Genomic DNA, 16,487 nt, shown 5'->3' with positions numbered 1-16,487 from the left:
CTCCATCGCGAGCAGGCTCGCTCCTACAAAGGCATTGTTGGGTTCAGATTCCCATGTTGGCCAAGGCCTGCCCGATGTTGCGCAGGGTGCCGGCAAGCGTTGGATGTTCGAGTTCGAAGCGCTCGACAGCCAGGTTGACGCCATCGGCGAGGCTGGAGTCCTGGGTTTTGGTTTCGAGTTCAAGTTTCAACTCGATCTGTTGCATCAGTTCGTGTAACTCGGCGCGTTCGGCTTCGGACAACGGAGGATTCTGTTCCAATTGCTCGCGCAGGGCATTGAGTTGTTCTTGCAGTTCGCGGGCAGGCATGGCGTTCTTCCTTCTATCGATAGGCACTGGCATAGACCAAGGCAGCGAGCCAAAGGTCGATGGCTGACCTTTAGATTAATCCACTCGCGCGCAACGTGCATGATCTCGGTCAGGGCTTTTCGCCCTTGAGCCGACGCAAGCTGATATCGGCCAGGCAGGTGTCGAGTTCACCGAGGTGATCGATCACCGAATGCACACCCAGACCGAACAGTTGCATCGTGGCCTTGGCGCGTTTGATGTCGCGCCCCTGCGGGGCCAGCGCTTGCCATTCCTGAGGCGTCAATCCGCACAGCGAGCCGCAGGACGCCAGGCCAATGGTCCACAACCCGGCATTGAGCCCCGCTTGCAGCAGGCGGGGTTCGCCGCTCACCAGTACGCAGCCGTCGAGTCGCTCGACGTTCAGGGTCATCAAGGCTTGCCAGCAGGCGTTCGGGGCGGGCCATGGGGTATTTGTTGCTAGATGTTGCGATGGCTTGATCCATTCAGGCAACGCCGCGGCCAGGGATTGGCTCAGGGCAGGGGGCAGCTCATCGAGCCAGGCGCAGGGGATTTTCCGCCGCTGCAAGCTGCGCAGGCTATCCAGTGCGCCGGGTGTGGCCTCGGCGTGTTCGGCCGAGTGGCTGCCGTGCCGGCGCGTGTGTGCGCCGAAATCCACCAGGCAGCCACTGAGGCCGAACAGTACGGCGGTCAGGCTGGGTGCGGTTTGGGGCAAGGCTTCGGCGAGTGGCATGTCAACGTCCCTGAAATAGCCTGAAGGTTAGCGAGCGACGGTGACAGTTGAGTGACATGGACGTGAATCGCTCGCATTTGGCACGATTCCTTCAATGTGAATTTCGTGCAAAGTGCCTTAAACGGCGTTTACGTCTTATACTTGGCAACTTATTGCCTGGGCCAAGTGCCCGGGCCAGTACAAACCAAGGAGTTTTTTTCTATGCGCTGGAGCAATCATCTAGCCAGGATTTGTGTGTGCGCCAGTGTGATGCTGGTTCCGTTCGTTGCTCAGGCAGCCACGGAAGAGGATCCTTGGGAAAGCGTCAACCGCCCGATTTACAAGTTCAACGACGTGATCGACACCTATGCGCTCAAACCCCTGGCCCAGGGCTACCAGTACATAACGCCGCAGTTTGTCGAAGACGGCGTTCACAACTTCTTCCGCAACATCGGCGATGTGCGCAACCTGGCCAACGATATCCTGCAGGTCAAACCTCGCGCCGCAGGCGTTGATACCGCACGAATCATTTTCAACACCACCTTCGGCTTGCTGGGCGTCATTGATGTCGGCACCAAAATGGGCCTGCAGCGCAATGACGAAGACTTCGGTCAGACGCTGGGTTACTGGGGTGTCGGCAGCGGCCCTTACGTGATGCTGCCATTCCTGGGCCCAAGCACCTTGCGTGATGCGCCGTCCAAGTACGTCGACAGCTATACCGGTGCTTATCGTTACGTTAACGACGTTCCGGTGCGTAACTCGTTCTTTGCCCTGGATGTCATCGATACCCGCGCCAACCTGCTGTCGAGCGAGAAGCTGATCACCGGCGACAAGTACACCTTCATCCGCAATGCATACTTGCAGAACCGTGAGTTCAAGGTGAAAGACGGTAAGGTTGAAGACGATTTTTGATCTCGACCGGTAAACTGAAAAAGGCGGCCATCAACAGGCCGCCTTTTTTGTCTGTGAAGACCGCGCATGCGGATGTAATCGCGCTTTTCACCGTAGTCCCGGCCGGTTTGACTCATGGGTTCGAACCTTCCATTGGGTTACGGTTTTGCCGGTTCTTATAACTCTCGGTGATTTGACAAATAAAGACGTCAAGCGACCATCGGCGTGAGCTTGAAACGCCCCGCGGATGGGAGTACCGTCTGCGCCTTAGAAGGGCACCTCTGGTGAACACGTGTGTAGGGCAAATGCCCGAAAGCGGTGCGACAGAGAGGCTAGAAAGCGAATCCAGTAGTCAGCGCCGGGCCAAAGTTCCCCGCCTGCTACGCCAACCTAATTCTGGCGCCGTTTGCCCACATGCGAAAAACCAGTGCCACGCTGCTGATAATCGATGATGACGAAGTAGTTCGCGCGAGCCTCGCCGCCTATTTGGAAGACAGTGGTTTCAGCGTCTTGCAGGCCAGCAATGGTCAGCAGGGCCTTCAGGTATTCGAGCAAGACAAGCCCGACCTGGTCATCTGCGATCTGCGCATGCCGCAGATGGGCGGGCTCGAACTCATCCGCCAGGTCACCGAACTGTCGCCGCAAACGCCAGTGATTGTGGTGTCGGGTGCGGGCGTGATGAACGACGCGGTCGAAGCCCTGCGCCTGGGCGCAGCGGACTACCTGATCAAGCCTCTCGAAGATCTGGCCGTGCTCGAGCACTCCGTGCGCCGGGCCCTGGATCGTGCGCGCCTGTTGCTGGAGAACCAGCGCTACCGCGAAAAGCTGGAGAAGGCCAACCGCGAGCTCGAAGCCAGCCTGAACCTGCTCCAGGAGGACCAGAACGCCGGTCGCCAGGTGCAGATGAACATGCTGCCGGTCAGCCCCTGGGCCATCAACGAATTCAAATTCGCTCACCAGATCATCCCGTCGCTGTACCTGTCGGGTGATTTCGTCGACTACTTCCGGGTCGACGAGCGCCGGGTCGCCTTTTACCTGGCGGACGTTTCCGGTCATGGCGCCTCTTCAGCCTTCGTCACCGTGCTGTTGAAGTTCATGACCACGCGCTTGCTGTTCGAATCCAGGCGCAGCGGCACCTTGCCGGAATTCAAGCCTTCAGAGGTTCTTGGTCATATCAACCGGGGCCTGATCAGTTGTAAGCTGGGTAAACACGTCACAATGGTCGGTGGAGTCATCGACGAGGAGACCGGTTTGTTGACCTATAGCATCGGCGGTCATCTGCCGTTGCCAGTGTTGTACACGCCAGACAGTGTTCGTTATCTGGAAGGGCGTGGTTTGCCGGTGGGTCTCTTCAACGAAGCCACCTACGAAGACCACGTGCTGGAACTGCCACCGACGTTCAGCCTGACGCTGATGTCTGACGGTATTCTGGACCTTTTGCCAGAACCCACACTCAAAGAAAAAGAGGCGGCGTTGCCCCAACGGGTCAAGGCTGCGGGCGGCACCCTGGATGGGCTGCGGCAGGTTTTTGGATTGGCCACGCTAGGGGAGATGCCGGATGATATCGCCCTGTTGGTGTTGAGCAGGAATCTCTGATGAGTACTGGTAGAATCCAGTTCGCCGAGCAGAACGGCACCTTCGTCCTCAAGTTCGTCGGTGAAGTTCGCCTGACCCTGTGTTCGGCGTTGGATGCGACTATAGAGAAAATCTTCACCGCGAAGAACTTCAACGCGATCGTGATCGATTTGACCGAAACCCGCAGCATCGACAGCACCACCCTGGGCCTGCTGGCCAAGCTGTCGATCCTGTCGCGGCAACAGGTCGGCCTGTTGCCGACCGTCGTCACCACCCACGAAGACATCACCCGTCTGCTGCAGTCCATGGGCTTCGAGCAGGTGTTCAACATCGTCGACAAGCCGATACCCTGCCCGGAATGCCTGGACGACCTGCCAGACCAGGATCAGTCCGAAGAAGTGGTGCGGATCAAAGTGCTCGAAGCGCACAAGATCCTCATGGGCCTGAACGACACCAATCGTGAAGCGTTCCATGATCTGGTGAATGCACTCGAACGCAATTGATCCCCTGAATTGATGTGGGCCGGACCGGCCCCATCGCGAGCAAGCTCGCTCCCACAGGTTTTTCGTTCAGCACACGACCTCAGCCATCCCACAAATCCCTGTGGGAGCGAGCTTGCTCCGGGCGGCGTTCCGACGAAGGCGTCCGCAAGAACCCCGCATCCACAAAAAAGGGCGAATCCAGCAAGGTTCGCCCTTTTTGCATTTCACCGCTTCAGATCACAGCTTGGCCTGCAACAACGCCTCAAGCTTCTCCTGATCCCGCGCGAACTGACGAATGCCTTCAGCCAGCTTCTCGGTCGCCATTGCATCTTCGTTGGACAACCAGCGGAACTGCGCCTCGTTGAGGCTCAGGCGCGCTTCACCGGCATTGCCCGGTGCCAGCTTGCGTTCCAGCTTGCCGGTATCCGCCGCCAGCTTGTCGATCAGGTCCGGGCTGATGGTCAGGCGGTCGCAGCCGGCCAGTTGCTCGATCTGGCCCAGATTGCGGAAGCTCGCCCCCATGACCACGGTCTTGTAGTCATTGGCCTTGTAGTAGTTGTAGATGCGTGTCACCGACTGCACGCCTGGATCATCGGCACCGGTGTAGTCGTTGCCGTTGGCTTTCTTGTACCAGTCGTAGATGCGGCCTACGAATGGCGAAATCAGGAACACCCCGGCATCGGCGCAAGCGGCTGCCTGGGCGAAGGAGAAGAGCAGGGTCAGGTTGGTCTGGATGCCTTCCTTCTCCAGGATCTCGGCAGCGCGGATGCCTTCCCAGGTGGACGCGACCTTGATCAGCACGCGGTCGCGACCAATACCGGCCTTGTCGTACAGCTCGATCAGGCGATGCGCACGCTTCAACACGGCGTCAGTGTCGAACGACAGGCGCGCATCCACTTCGGTGGAAATACGGCCCGGGATCACGTTCAGGATTTCTTGCCCCACGGCCACGCCAAAACGGTCGCTGGCCAGGCCCACATCACCCTTGCAGTCATTGACGCAGGCGTTCAGCAGCTCGGCATACGCCGGAATGGCCGCGGCCTTGAGCAGCAGGGAAGGGTTGGTGGTGGCGTCCACGGGTTTAACGCGAGCGATAGCTTCGAAGTCGCCGGTGTCGGCAACCACGGTGGTCATTTGTTTAAGTTGTTCCAGCTTGGAAGTCATGGGCGTGCTCTGTCCTATGGGTCTGATGACATTACCCGAGCGCTGACAGCCACTCAAGGGTGCGTGCGTGTATCGATGCCCCCTGCGGCAACAACCTGAAAACAGGTGTTTGAAAGGTAGGGCGCGGTGTCGATAAATAAGATGCCAGGCAGGCTCACAGGTTCAACCGATCTGACGGTCAGAGCCTTGCAACCCGATCATCTGACCCCTGAATCCTCTGATAACGCTCGCCGCACCTTGCGTGTAATTACCGATATCGTTGAAGTCTATATAGTTCGATTGCAGGCTCAATTATTGTTATAAAAAGTCAATTAATACACTGGCAAAGTTAGTCTTCGCGCTAACAAATGTAATGTTATTTAGCAGGTGTATTGATCGTTAGAATACGTCCAGTACATACATGAAATAAAGTGTAATGTAATAATCGGAAATGTGTGTTTGTAGAAATAACTTCACAACGTGAAGAGGTATATGTTTTTGGATGCGTTTGATGATTTGATGCTTGGCTACGCACTAAAAAAATTGACCGACGTGTTTGAAGAGATCGAAGTGGTTTCGAAAAACACCGCTTCGGACAAGACAACGTGCGTGCTGGGTATCAGACAATCCAAAGCCGCAAAAAAAATCCCCGTCTGGCTGGGGCGTCTGAGAGGCTGCACCCCTTATCAAGTCACGCATGCTCTGATCGATCAGATGCACGCCTCTCGAAAACTCGACCGCGACCTGCGCTTCGCGGCACAAGCTGCCTTGCTCGAAGCCCTGATAGAGGACGGACTGGCAATGCACATCGCGAGCTATTCGGTGGTTGTCGTAGAGAATCGCCTGAAGTGCTTTCTGGATCGATGAGCGTTGTACCTACTGAACACGCGCCCAGTGCCCATTGCACTGGAAAATTGCACGAGACGTGAGGAAGTAGATTGGAGTCAAAACTGTACATCACTCAATACGCCGGCATCACCGTCATGCTTCCAGCGGCCATGGTCGTCGCCGGTTGGCTGTGGTGCATGGCATCCAGAAAACTCGCCCTTTTATGGCTAGGCGTACTGTTCGTAGCCTATTTCGTCGTCGGTCTCAGTAAGGTGCTGTTCAAAGGCTGGGGAATCGGCCTGGAAAGCCTGAATATCGCGGTCATCAGCGGCCACGCGATGAACGCCTGCCTGGTGTCGACCGTGGTCCTGAGTTTGCTATTGCGCCAACTGGATCATCGCCTTCGATGGCTGGCATTGGGGGCAGGGCTGCTGTCGACCTGGTGGTTCAGCGTCCAGTATGTCGGGCAGACGATTCATCCGCTGCCGGAAGCGATTGCCGGGGCGGTCGTGGGGTCAGTCGCGGCGTGTGTATTTCTTTTCAGACTGGAGAGAAAGGAAATCCGCAAAATTCCCCGGACGGCCCTCATGCTAGGGCTCGCGGTTATCATGCTGAGTACGAGTCTTCCAAAATATACCGCCGAGAGGCTCTTGAACTCTTTCGCCGTCACTCTTTCGGGGGCAGAGAAGGCATTCAGGCAGCCTGACTGGCGCACTCGCGGAGAATCGTCAAAGTTGTAGTTTTTGCTTCGGTTGTGAGTTCTGGCGAAGTGGCGTCACCAGGACTCACGACTGTTTTTCTCTTCGATCCGATCCAGCAGCTCTGCAGTTTTTTTCTGCATCAGTGCAACATCGCCACGACTCTCAACCTTCAACAGGATCTCGCTCTGCGCTGGGCAGATCTTGAAGCGCCATTCAGTGAACGTCAGGCTCAGGCCGTCGCTGTCATCCACATCCAGTGCTTCACTGGCATACAGGGCCCGCAAGTACTCGAGTAGCGCAACGGGATTGCCGACCATGCGCCGAATATCACCCGAGGAAGGAAAGAGCCCGATGCGCTCCACCAACAACTTTGGCTGTGGGGTGATAGTGGGGGGAGTACTTTCGTATGTCCGCAACCAGGCCATCAATCCACTGTTGCCCTCGGTGAACCTCTGCCCCAAAACCATATTGCCGGGTGCAAAAGGGTCCAGCGATTTATAGACGGAGTCGATCGGTGATCCGGAAGCGTTCATAGTGGTCTGCCTTGAAAAAGTTTATGGCCGCTCAAGAAATGCGGCACCCAAGAGCAAAAAATACCGTTTACAGCAATGCTGTTCAGTTAAGGAAATTGTAGGAGCGAGCTTGGTCTGGGCGGCGTTCCGACTATGGGCTTAGGAACGCCGCGTTTAGCCAGTAAGTACGCGTTATCGTTAACGACCATCGCGAGCGAGCTCGCTCCTACAGAAGATCACATTCGCCTGACTGACGTTTACAGGCCTTTCTTATACAAAACCGCATAACAGAAATGGGGGCGTCGATTCAGTGTTTTGATGTTTTCAGGCGTGTTGTCGTTATGCTCACGGGGCAAGCCATCGTCTTAAGTGTCCGGGAGCTCAGCGGACTGTTGGACGGGCTGCACCCAACGCCACGCAATCAAGCCGAGCAATACGCCGACAGCATTGGCCAAGGCGTCGTAAGGTGTTGCCGTGCGCAGCGGCATCAGTGCTTGTGCATATTCGATCAGGATCCCCGTCAGCAGACAGCCCAAGGCAATCCAGTACGCCTTGACCCGCGGGAATGCCAGCCGACAACTAAAAGCCAACACGAAAAAACCAACCAGGTGATGCAGCTTGTCTTCCTGGGCAAAGGCTTCGGGAATCGGTTGCGCTCGCAAGGCGGCGGTCAGCAAGACCACACTGACGCCGATGAAAAATAGCGTGCGTATGCTTTGGGAAAGTTGTGTGACACCGAGGAGTAACGAACTCATTCGGTGATTTTCTCAAAGTTTTTATAGAACGCATCTTTGTCGCGGCCATTGGTCATTGTGTACAGCGAATATTGGCGGTTAAGACGCGCGCCACCATCGCGAGTCAAAGGAGCCCAGATCAGATTGGCACGACGCATCGTGGAAACGCTCATCAACTCGTCGAAGGGAACCGAAATATAGATACCCTTGTCGAAACTGCCCTCGCCGAACTCTTCTGCCGAGGCTGTGGTGCGGGTGACCCAGCCACCGAACTTCACGCCGTTACTGAACTCATGCGACACATCAAACGTGGCACCCCAATCGCGCGCCAGGTAACGCCCAACGCTGACCGCAGCCTGCAAATCGAACGGCAGTTCGGTATAGGTGGTGATGTGACCGGTCACGGTCTTGTAATCGCGCAGACCAAAACCCTGGTCAAAGTCACGCTGGCGTACATAGTTCAAATCAGCACCCAGGGCCCAGCGCTCGCCCATCGGGCGGTACAGCAATTCACCGCCGACCCCGGCGAACATTGACTCCAGATAACCGCCATACACCATGCCATACAAGTCTTGATCCAGTTGCTTGGCATGGTTGAGCTGAAATGTCGGCATCGTTACATCAGAGGTGATGACGTACTTGCGCAAGTCGGTCCGCACTCGGGGCAGGTTGCTCGGCGCGTCGTACGTGAACTTGTCAAAGTTGTTCAGCAGATTGGTGCTGATGACCCCGCTCGTCCAGGTGCTGCGGGTAAAGCGGTATTCTGCGTCCACATCAGCGGTCAGCTGGTACAGCAAACCGTCAGGACCGCCTACGTTTTGCTTGTAACCCAAGCCGATACCATAGGTAAAACGCTCGAGGGCCTGGGAGTACAGCGTGTTTTCAATGTGTGGCGTGGCCCGGTTCAATTCGGTGGTACGGTGCAGGTCTGCAAGGTCTTGTTGGTTGTTCACCACGGCCCGGAAGGTGTCGCGCGGCACACTGACTTCGTCCACAGGCATGTCGTAACGCTTGTTCACCATTGTGAACCAGTCGATGTCGTCATTCGCGCTGTTGTCCAGAATCCGGCTGGCCCGGCCCACGCCCTTGGCGGAGTAGAAATAGCGCGACTGCTCGCCATACACAATCAGCTCGGAATCGCGCTGAGCAATACGCTCGACCTTATAACCTGCGTTGTTTTCCAGCCGTTTGGAAACCCCCGCCCAGTCGACCTGATCGAGCGGCGTGGTGGGCTCGCGTGCCGGCAGCGCTTCGACAGCGGGGTCGTAGCGTTTGGCCGGCGCCTTGCGGCTGGTGAAATTGGTGTGAAAAGTAATACCGAACAACGCGGTGTTGCCGCGCTCCCAACCGGCGCTCAAATCGACTGAGTCAGTTAGCTTGAACACCGCCCCGATGTTGATGGGCGAGTCCTGCTTCTGGTTATTGTTTTGCGGTTCGTGCTCGTAGTCGTTACCGTCGAACTCGAGTTTCAGGCTCAAGGGCGCCCAGGGCGTCTGATAGGCCACGCCGCCAAACAACGCGGGCGAGCCGCGGAAATACGAGTTGGTATTGACGTCGCCCGTGCCCGAGTTTACCGGGCGTGTATCAAAGCGCTCATCGAGGTACCCCAGCGGGTTTTCTAAATCCCCGCGGTTACCGATGTAGCCCCAAGCAATGCCCAGGCTGAAATCCAGATCGTAGTAACGTTTGTTCGCCACAAAGTATTCGCTGGAGAACAGGCCGGTGCCCCCGACATCCCGAAAACCGAGCGCGACCTCGGGCAACCAGTGGCTTTCTTGCCAGAGGCGGGCTTTGACATCGACAGCTTTGTCTTTATAGCTTTGGTTGCCGCTGAGTGACTCGGGCCCGTAATCACGGTTGCTGATGGAGGTATAACGGAAACTACCTTCCAGCCAGTCAAGAGGCTGTATTGAAATGCTATAGCGCGAATAAGGGTCGGTCCGGTTGGCGTTCAGGCTGAATTCGCCGGCGGGTGCCATCCGTGCGGTGGGGGTTTGCAACAAACCCACGCCACCGAAATCATTCTGGGTAAAACGCGGCTCTCCATGAGCCAGGCTGTAGGGTAACAACACTACGGCGGCGAAACGTAACTTCAAGGGGCCACCTCGGGCAGCGGTTGGGTGGCGAGAAACTGGGCAAGCTGCTCGTTCAAGTCGGGGGTGGGCAGGTCCGGATCATCGTTGCGCACGGGCACCAGAATCGTGCTGCCTGCGGCGGCAAACACCCCGTCTTCGCGGTTCCAGGCGGCGTTGCCGACTCGCTTGACCTGGCCATCGGGCTGAATCAACCACAAGTAATCGGCATCTGCGTCTGTCACCGGCAGACAACTCTTGAGATATTCCTGAACGGGCTGCATGGCGCGATAAGGCAGCGCGCAGGGCTGTTCAACTGCGCCCTGGACAGTGACCGTCGTCGGGCGTAGCGGGTAAATCAGCTGGTCGCCGTCACTGAGCGAGTAATTGCGGGCGAACGCAACCTCCAGCGCCACGGGGTCGAGCACCGCGACTCTGCGGCCGGTAACGGGCAGTCGGCTGACCTCTTCCAACAGGCGCGCAGCCAAGGCTGCAAGGCTGCTTTTTTCTTCAAGCAAGGCCCCACGTTGCAGCAATTTCAGATCGAACAGCACACCAGCTTTAAGGCGGATTTGCTGCTCCACCAGTGGCTGGTGCAGCCAGGCGGCGGCCAGCCAGTAACTTTCGGCGTTCGGGTTTCCCTGGCTGACGGCATCGAGCAAGCGTGCACCTGGCACGAAGGCGAAGGAACCGGGGTTTTTTACATCACCCGTGACCGTGACCGCGGCCTGAGTCATCGCAGAACTGGCCAGCAACAGGCAAGCCGACAGCGTTTTCGAATATCTCATCGAGCCGTCTCCCGGTCAGGGCGCAATTGCACAATCTTCAAGAAAAGGTCCGGCGTCAGATGTTGTTCGCTCTGCAGGATCAAGCCATCGTCAGGCCTGACCCAAAAACGGTTGGTGGCCTTGAATCCCAGCTCGGGGATGTCGATGCGTTCGTCTATGCGCTGCAACGCATAATCCTTGTCCAGGATGGTGACGGTTTCGATGGCCTGCCGACTGAAGCGACTGTTGACCGCCATTCCGACACGCGGCCCCTGATAGACATCTATCCAGCGGGTACTGCTGTAGCCGTCGGGCAATCGCTGCAAGCCAAGCTTGAACGGCGACTCGCCGTCGAAGCGCGTGCCATCGAGATTGATACTCAGGCCGACGCTGCGCACGACCAGACCGTCGCGCATCAACAGCACCTGTTTGCCGGAGGCGACCCAGAACTCCAGGTCACCCTGCTGGCGTAGCTTGGCCAACACACCGTCGCTTACGTCCGTGGTGACCTTGATCTGCGCATAGGGCACGGCCTCCACTTGCGCCGCAGTCAATTCCAGCGACGGGGCGCCCAGTGTGGAGGCTTTAAAGGTATCCAGGGACGCCTGCATCAACGGATTGCAGCCACACAGCAGTAAACCCACCGCCAGGCATGAGCTGTTACGCAAAGTTTTCAAAGCGGCTCAAACCTTATCGAGTGTTGGCTTCACTGAGATTGTTTGCGGCCGCTGCTCCGGTACCCAGGACAACGGCAGATGGCAGCAACTGGCTGATCAAGCGGTTCCAGCGGGTCACGCCTGCAGGGCCGACGTAGACAATGTCCTGGGGGTGCAGATCGAAGCGGCTGGCGAGAGCAAACGCGGTAGGCGATTCGGCGTCCAGTTGAAAGACTTTTGCCGGCTCGGTTTCAAGGTTCTCGGCACCTCGAATCACGTACAGCGCATTACCATTGGAGGTGGCCTGGTTCAGTCCACCGACCGTTCCGACCGCATCCGCCAGATTCATCCGATTGATTTTGAACGTGAGCGCCCGAGGCTGGTTGACCTCGCCCATGACGTAGATCTTTTTACGGTCGTTATAGGGCAGGTACAACTGATCGCCGTCTTTCAAATAGACGTTATGCAACACCGAGCCTTTGCCGTTAAGCGAGTCCAGGTCCAGCGGATATTCACGTCCGTCCCGGGTCAGTGTCAGGCCGGCAAGGTCGGCATTCAAAGGATCGACAGTAGCAGTGCCCATGGCTTCGACGACACTGAGCGGCGATGTGGTAATGGGTTGTTGACCGGCTTTCAAAATGGCGCCGGAAATAACGACCTTTTGACTGGCAAAGCGCAACACGCTCAAGTCAACCTGGGGGCTGTCGACGAATTGAGTCAGGCGCTCGGCAATAAAAGCGCGAAGCTCCTCGATGGTTTTGCCTTCGGCATGAATATTACCGATATAGGGGTAAAACATGGTGCCGTCCGGGCGTACCAGGCGACCGTTCGCATCAATCTGCTGTTGTGCACCCGATGGCGCAGTCAACTCAGGATGGTCCCACACAGTGATGTACAACACGTCATTGGCGCCAATCCGGTAGGCCCCCGGCTTGTACGCCAGCAACTCGGCGGGCACCGAGGCTTGCACTTTTGTCGCCGCGTTCTGGGCAATCAGTTTGGGCGTTATCGGAATCAACTCGATCCGAGTGCTTTCCGGTGAGCCTTCACGGCCAACCTGACTGGTATCCAGGTGTTGACCAGGCGAGAACATACAGCCCTGCAGGGCAACACCTGCAAGCACAGCGAGCGACAAACTACGAATCATGATTGAGGACACTTGTGGAGGGAACACATCAGAACGAAACCACCCGGATTGCTCCGGGTGGTAGAAGGCTATCGACCTCGCGGTGCGCTTAGCGTGTACCGGTGGTGCCAGTGGTGCCGGTAGTGCCGCCGCCATTGCTGCTTCCGCCACTGGATGACAGTGCAGCGACTCCGCCTACAATCACGGCGCCGAGGCCGAGCGCGGACTCTGTGGTCAGGTTGCCCACGAGGGGGGTGGGCTGATTCAAAGAAGCGTTTGCTGCGGGTTTTGCAGGTGTGCCTGGAGCAGAAGACCCTGTGGAAGGCTCAGCGGCGAAAACGGAGGCACTTAAAGAAAGCATTAGAGCGGAAGCAAGTAGTTTGGTCATGGTAGATTCCTTTTTGATGCATCGTCGGTATTGGCGGTGAAACTGAGAAACGAGTGTGCAAGGCCAAAAACTCTGAGCGTCCAGTAACGTTAAGGATAGTATTGATTCGAACTCGTTGAGAGCGGACCTCTGGGTCATTCCTCAGTGAGACTTATCTTGCGATCATTGCCTTAAGAATACCTGTGTAGGAGGGTCGGTAGGTCTGACGTTTTCTAACGTGCCCTCTGTTTATAACAATTGATATCGGGTATATGCTGCAGATGTCACGGTTCGCGCCTGATCCCTACGCCATACGAGAGATGCTACTGGCCATTGCCTGCGGGTTAACGGCTTGCCAACGCCAAGGATCGGCCATCATTCTCTGTAAGCCACGCTTGGTCATCCAGTCCACTTCATGGGGCGGCTTTTTCGGTTCAGCCTAGCGCAGGGCAATATCCCCCGGGGCGACGCTCAACCACTTTTTGAGGCACTGCTGGGCCCTTGGCCTGATCATAGGCCCGAATCATTTCCAGCACGCTGTAGCCGATACCAATACCCAGATTACAGATGTTCACCCCGGTTGTTAGGAGGTCTCTCAGCAGCGCACTCATATGTCCGTCGGCCAACTCCCTCGCACCGCGGTGGCACTACCAGGAAATCGGCGGACGGCTATTAGGAGTCAATGACCTCGGGGCCAATCCAGCGGTGGTAGAGGGGATAACTATATCGCCGATGTTGCACGTCGGCTTAGGAATGAGTTTCTTTTAAGCTTAATTTTGATTGCGCGCATGTTTATGCTTCATTTGTTTAAAGATTCTTGGATGTCGGACTATTGTTATAAATGCTTAAGACTGCAGCGCACATAATTCCAGATTTGAACTTTGCCTCGTAACGCTCATGAGAATTTCTCCCCAGTTTGCTCCACGTTGAGTGAGGTGTTCTTTTCAAAAGAGCCACGAGTTCATGGGAAGAGCCAGGTTCAAACAAAAAACCGGTTACCCCTTCCGCTACAACCTCCGGAAGCGAGCAGCATCGGCTAGCAACCACAGGCAAGCCATAACTGTGGGCCTCTGCCGCCACCAAGCCGAACGACTCCCATCTGCTGGGCATGATCAACACATCAGCGTTACTAAAATAACCGGCCAAATCGGAGGGGTGCAGCCATCCAACGTAGTTAATGTTATTCAGTTTTTTTGGTGGAGGACCACCCTGTACAGTGTCTCCTACTGCTGTGAGGCGAAAGGGGTGTCCCTCAAGCTGGACCATTGCATCCACCAAAATATCAAATCCTTTGGCATAGTCGAATCTGCCTACGTAAAGTAGGTTCACAACGTCACGGTCGAAATGATTGGTAGCCTGAACTGGTTGAGGCGGTTCGACACAGTTGTTTACGATGATTATCTTTTCTTTCGAGAATCCTTGGGAAAGCGCTGCCTCTTTTTCAAATTTGCTAACGCATATTACAGTATCAGTGATCTTTAGGAGTAGTCGCTCAATTAATGCAAATGCTCTTTTTTTAGCGTTTCCGCCATCCATTATGAACGCCCATCCGTGAGGGCAATAAATAATTTTTGGTCTGTAAAAAGGTAGCATAAAAAACAATATAACTCGTCCGCAAAGACCAGCGAACGTGCTATGGAGGTGAACAATATCAGGTTTTCGTGTGTGCAGGGTTATAGAAAGAGCTATTATGAACTTAAGCAATGACGGAATATTTCGGCCGGTCGAGTTGTAGGTTTCGATATTGTTCAGCGAAACATCAATCAACTCGACAGCTTGTGTTTTCGGCACAAGACAGGTGGATTCGAGTCCGGAATTGATTTGGGAAAGCATAAGCTGTCTAACTATGGTCGCAACGCCACCCTTTATAGTCTCCGCAACATGTAGAACTTTCATATGGTCTCGCATCAAGAGGAAAATATTGAATTTTAGTCGGAGGTGTATTTGTGACTGGTAAGCTCTCTCAGTCGCAATATCTTTGATTCTCCTGCGTCGGCTCGGAATTGGTAATAAATACCCGAGAGACTGATGAAATAATTAGCGTTAATACCCTCAGGCTTGAGTTCGCGTTGTAAGCTGCGATATGGCGTGCAGCACGGTGTTTTCGATCAACGTGCACTTACTGGAGAAACCCGGATCTCGAGTCTTGCGGTGATCATATTGGGAAATGTTTACCGTACGCCGCGGAATGAGCGACATAGCGCGCCTGATGAATTGGATAACCTTCTTCATCCGCGCTGAACTGTCGCGAAAGCTCGTCCAGCCATGAGGGCAGTACAACGTCTTGATGTGTTTGGCCAGGAAGAACGGGTGCGCTAGACAAAGGCTGATTACGGCAAAGGCGCTACGTGCAAGGATCACGTCGAACCGTATCTGCCGGATCGCCGACACCAGTTTGACCGCCAGTAAGAAGGTCCGGAACACCTCTCGCCCGCAATCATGGGCAATCACACTGTCGGAGATGACCTGGGCTTTGTGAGCTTCGGGGACCAGATAGGAATACCCACAGATCAAGGCCTCGCGCTTGACCCCCAGTATATTCAGGTAGCTGGCGATGCCCCTTTTTGCCGTCTCGGCGACGTTTAATAAGCGGCGCGTTCTATTCATGCTCGTGCCCCGTCCACAGCGTAGGTGGCTGGTACCCTGGGCACTGCGTAAAGACAAAAGGCATAGGCAGTCATATGCCTGAGGAACGAACCAAGGTCCGGTTCGAAAAAGGTCTGGATCAGGAAGTTAGCCATTAGCAAGGCCATCAGCGGGTGGCCGTAATTTTTGTTTTTGACCATAAGTACGATCACGCTCCACAGCACCATGGAGAGCAGGAGCTCCTGGGGCCGAAAAGAGAACGCCGGTGCAAACAAAAACCTCACGGCGCCGTACAACGAATTGGGCAAGGCGGTGATAATACCGTTGGGCGTCAACAGGTTCGAGAAAATCGTTTTCGAATCACTAAGGCCTTCTCGACTGGTATTGACGGTATCCCGGGCCAGTTGCAACTGCGTCCAGACGTCGCCAGGCAGCACTAGGCAGGCCACCAGCGCCAGACACAACAAGGTCGTACGCAAGCGTCCACGTGCGGAAAAGAAACAGGTTAAAAACACCATGCCCACAGCAATGAACGCGTAGTAGAACCTGAAGAAGTAGGCATACAGCAGGTACAACGAAGCCACGAAAACCACCTTGAACACTTTGCTGCGGCCCGACAGGCAAGCCAGGCAACAGCTGAAGTTCATGGCGATCACAATCGCCTCTTTCGAGAGCTTCAAATTGAATAAGGTGAACGGCACCATGTACAACAAGGTGAAAGCGACCAGTTCGTAGCGCTGGGAGCGAAACGACATCAGCAGCACGACGCAGATAACGCCGACCAGCAGGAATACTTGCGATCCGTTGACCCCTAAGTTGTCGAACACCCAGGCGGTGCTGACGAACGAGTCGGTCTGGGCACTATCTAGGTCGACGTAATTTATCAAGTTGCTAATGGTGCCGGCATCGGTAAAGAAATGCTTGGGCAACAACACGTCCTGAAACATATAGATCGCCAGCACAAACGACATCAACAATAGGCACAGCAACAGCCGCGCCCCCAGAGTTACATTCCGACGGTTATCCATTAT

18 protein-coding genes are annotated in these 16,487 nt (G+C 55.6%); 5 read left to right on the top strand and 13 right to left on the bottom strand.

All coding sequences use genetic code 11. From position 1 onward, the window contains the following. Positions 1 to 43: 43 nt before the first annotated feature. Together KGA83_RS09570 and KGA83_RS09565 are read right to left on the bottom strand one after the other, a co-directional pair. A complete protein-coding gene (locus KGA83_RS09570) occupies positions 44 to 307 on the bottom strand; it encodes a DUF4404 family protein (protein WP_008053327.1) in 264 nt (87 codons plus the stop codon). Positions 308 to 416: 109 nt separating this feature from the next. Continuing rightward, positions 417 to 1,037: a phosphatase gene (locus tag KGA83_RS09565; protein ID WP_108219256.1), complete on the bottom strand. Its 621-nt coding sequence runs from the start codon at positions 1,035 to 1,037 to the stop codon at positions 417 to 419. 201 nt (positions 1,038 to 1,238) lie between these two features. Here KGA83_RS09565 and KGA83_RS09560 point away from each other — a divergent pair, with 201 nt between their 5' ends. The 3 genes from KGA83_RS09560 (at position 1,239) to rssC (ending at position 3,985) form a co-directional block, all read left to right on the top strand. Next, on the top strand, positions 1,239 to 1,928 hold the full coding sequence (locus KGA83_RS09560) for a VacJ family lipoprotein (protein WP_223529555.1): 690 nt from the start codon (positions 1,239 to 1,241) through the stop codon (positions 1,926 to 1,928). Between the two features lie 393 nt (positions 1,929 to 2,321). Next, the gene (gene rssB / locus KGA83_RS09555; protein ID WP_108219258.1) at positions 2,322 to 3,503 is read left to right on the top strand and encodes a two-component system response regulator RssB; all 1,182 of its coding nucleotides are present in this window, start codon (positions 2,322 to 2,324) and stop codon (positions 3,501 to 3,503) included. Further along, positions 3,503 to 3,985, top strand: a complete 483-nt coding sequence (gene rssC, locus KGA83_RS09550) for an anti-sigma factor antagonist RssC (protein WP_223529553.1) — start codon at positions 3,503 to 3,505, stop codon at positions 3,983 to 3,985. Before rssB ends, rssC begins: the two co-directional genes overlap by 1 nt. A 216-nt stretch (positions 3,986 to 4,201) precedes the next feature. Here rssC and tal read toward each other — a convergent pair whose 3' ends face one another. Then, a complete protein-coding gene (gene tal, locus KGA83_RS09545) occupies positions 4,202 to 5,128 on the bottom strand; it encodes a transaldolase (protein WP_223529551.1) in 927 nt (308 codons plus the stop codon). 477 nt (positions 5,129 to 5,605) lie between these two features. Between tal and KGA83_RS09540 the strand changes: the two genes are divergently transcribed. Then, entirely contained in the window at positions 5,606 to 5,974 is a 369-nt protein-coding gene (locus KGA83_RS09540; RefSeq protein WP_223529549.1) for a hypothetical protein, read from the top strand. 71 nt (positions 5,975 to 6,045) lie between these two features. After that, a complete protein-coding gene (locus tag KGA83_RS09535) occupies positions 6,046 to 6,675 on the top strand; it encodes a hypothetical protein (RefSeq protein WP_223529547.1) in 630 nt (209 codons plus the stop codon). 35 nt (positions 6,676 to 6,710) lie between these two features. On the opposite strand, the gene KGA83_RS09530 is transcribed toward KGA83_RS09535, so the two are convergent. The 10 genes from KGA83_RS09530 to KGA83_RS09485 all read right to left on the bottom strand — a co-directional run bounded on the left by KGA83_RS09530 (position 6,711) and on the right by KGA83_RS09485 (position 16,484). Next, entirely contained in the window at positions 6,711 to 7,169 is a 459-nt protein-coding gene (locus KGA83_RS09530) for a mannose-1-phosphate guanylyltransferase (protein WP_223529545.1), read from the bottom strand. Between the two features lie 344 nt (positions 7,170 to 7,513). Beyond that, positions 7,514 to 7,903 (bottom strand): VanZ family protein, encoded by a 390-nt coding sequence (locus KGA83_RS09525; protein ID WP_223529543.1) that lies wholly within the window; start codon positions 7,901 to 7,903, stop codon positions 7,514 to 7,516. Beyond that, a complete protein-coding gene (locus tag KGA83_RS09520) occupies positions 7,900 to 9,978 on the bottom strand; it encodes a YjbH domain-containing protein (RefSeq protein ID WP_223529542.1) in 2,079 nt (692 codons plus the stop codon). Before KGA83_RS09520 ends, KGA83_RS09525 begins: the two co-directional genes overlap by 4 nt. Then, complete coding sequence (locus KGA83_RS09515) at positions 9,975 to 10,742, bottom strand: capsule biosynthesis GfcC family protein (RefSeq protein ID WP_223529541.1); 768 nt, start codon at positions 10,740 to 10,742, stop codon at positions 9,975 to 9,977. Before KGA83_RS09515 ends, KGA83_RS09520 begins: the two co-directional genes overlap by 4 nt. Continuing rightward, positions 10,739 to 11,398 (bottom strand): YjbF family lipoprotein, encoded by a 660-nt coding sequence (locus KGA83_RS09510; RefSeq protein WP_317850584.1) that lies wholly within the window; start codon positions 11,396 to 11,398, stop codon positions 10,739 to 10,741. Before KGA83_RS09510 ends, KGA83_RS09515 begins: the two co-directional genes overlap by 4 nt. 13 nt (positions 11,399 to 11,411) lie before the next feature. Beyond that, the gene (locus tag KGA83_RS09505; protein WP_223529540.1) at positions 11,412 to 12,524 is read right to left on the bottom strand and encodes a polysaccharide biosynthesis/export family protein; all 1,113 of its coding nucleotides are present in this window, start codon (positions 12,522 to 12,524) and stop codon (positions 11,412 to 11,414) included. 88 nt (positions 12,525 to 12,612) lie between these two features. Continuing rightward, complete coding sequence (locus KGA83_RS09500) at positions 12,613 to 12,891, bottom strand: hypothetical protein (protein ID WP_223529539.1); 279 nt, start codon at positions 12,889 to 12,891, stop codon at positions 12,613 to 12,615. A 786-nt stretch (positions 12,892 to 13,677) separates the two neighbouring features. Next, positions 13,678 to 14,766 (bottom strand): glycosyltransferase, encoded by a 1,089-nt coding sequence (locus KGA83_RS09495; RefSeq protein WP_223529537.1) that lies wholly within the window; start codon positions 14,764 to 14,766, stop codon positions 13,678 to 13,680. Between the two features lie 156 nt (positions 14,767 to 14,922). Continuing rightward, complete coding sequence (locus tag KGA83_RS09490; protein WP_223529535.1) at positions 14,923 to 15,477, bottom strand: glycosyltransferase; 555 nt, start codon at positions 15,475 to 15,477, stop codon at positions 14,923 to 14,925. Continuing rightward, entirely contained in the window at positions 15,474 to 16,484 is a 1,011-nt protein-coding gene (locus KGA83_RS09485; RefSeq protein ID WP_223529533.1) for a hypothetical protein, read from the bottom strand. Before KGA83_RS09485 ends, KGA83_RS09490 begins: the two co-directional genes overlap by 4 nt. Positions 16,485 to 16,487: the final 3 nt, after the last annotated feature.

The organism is Pseudomonas sp. GL-R-19, assembly GCF_019956375.1.
Lineage (GTDB): Bacteria > Pseudomonadota > Gammaproteobacteria > Pseudomonadales > Pseudomonadaceae > Aquipseudomonas.
The sequence above is the reverse complement of the archived record's forward strand: the minus strand, read 5'-3'. Positions and strand labels throughout refer to the sequence as shown.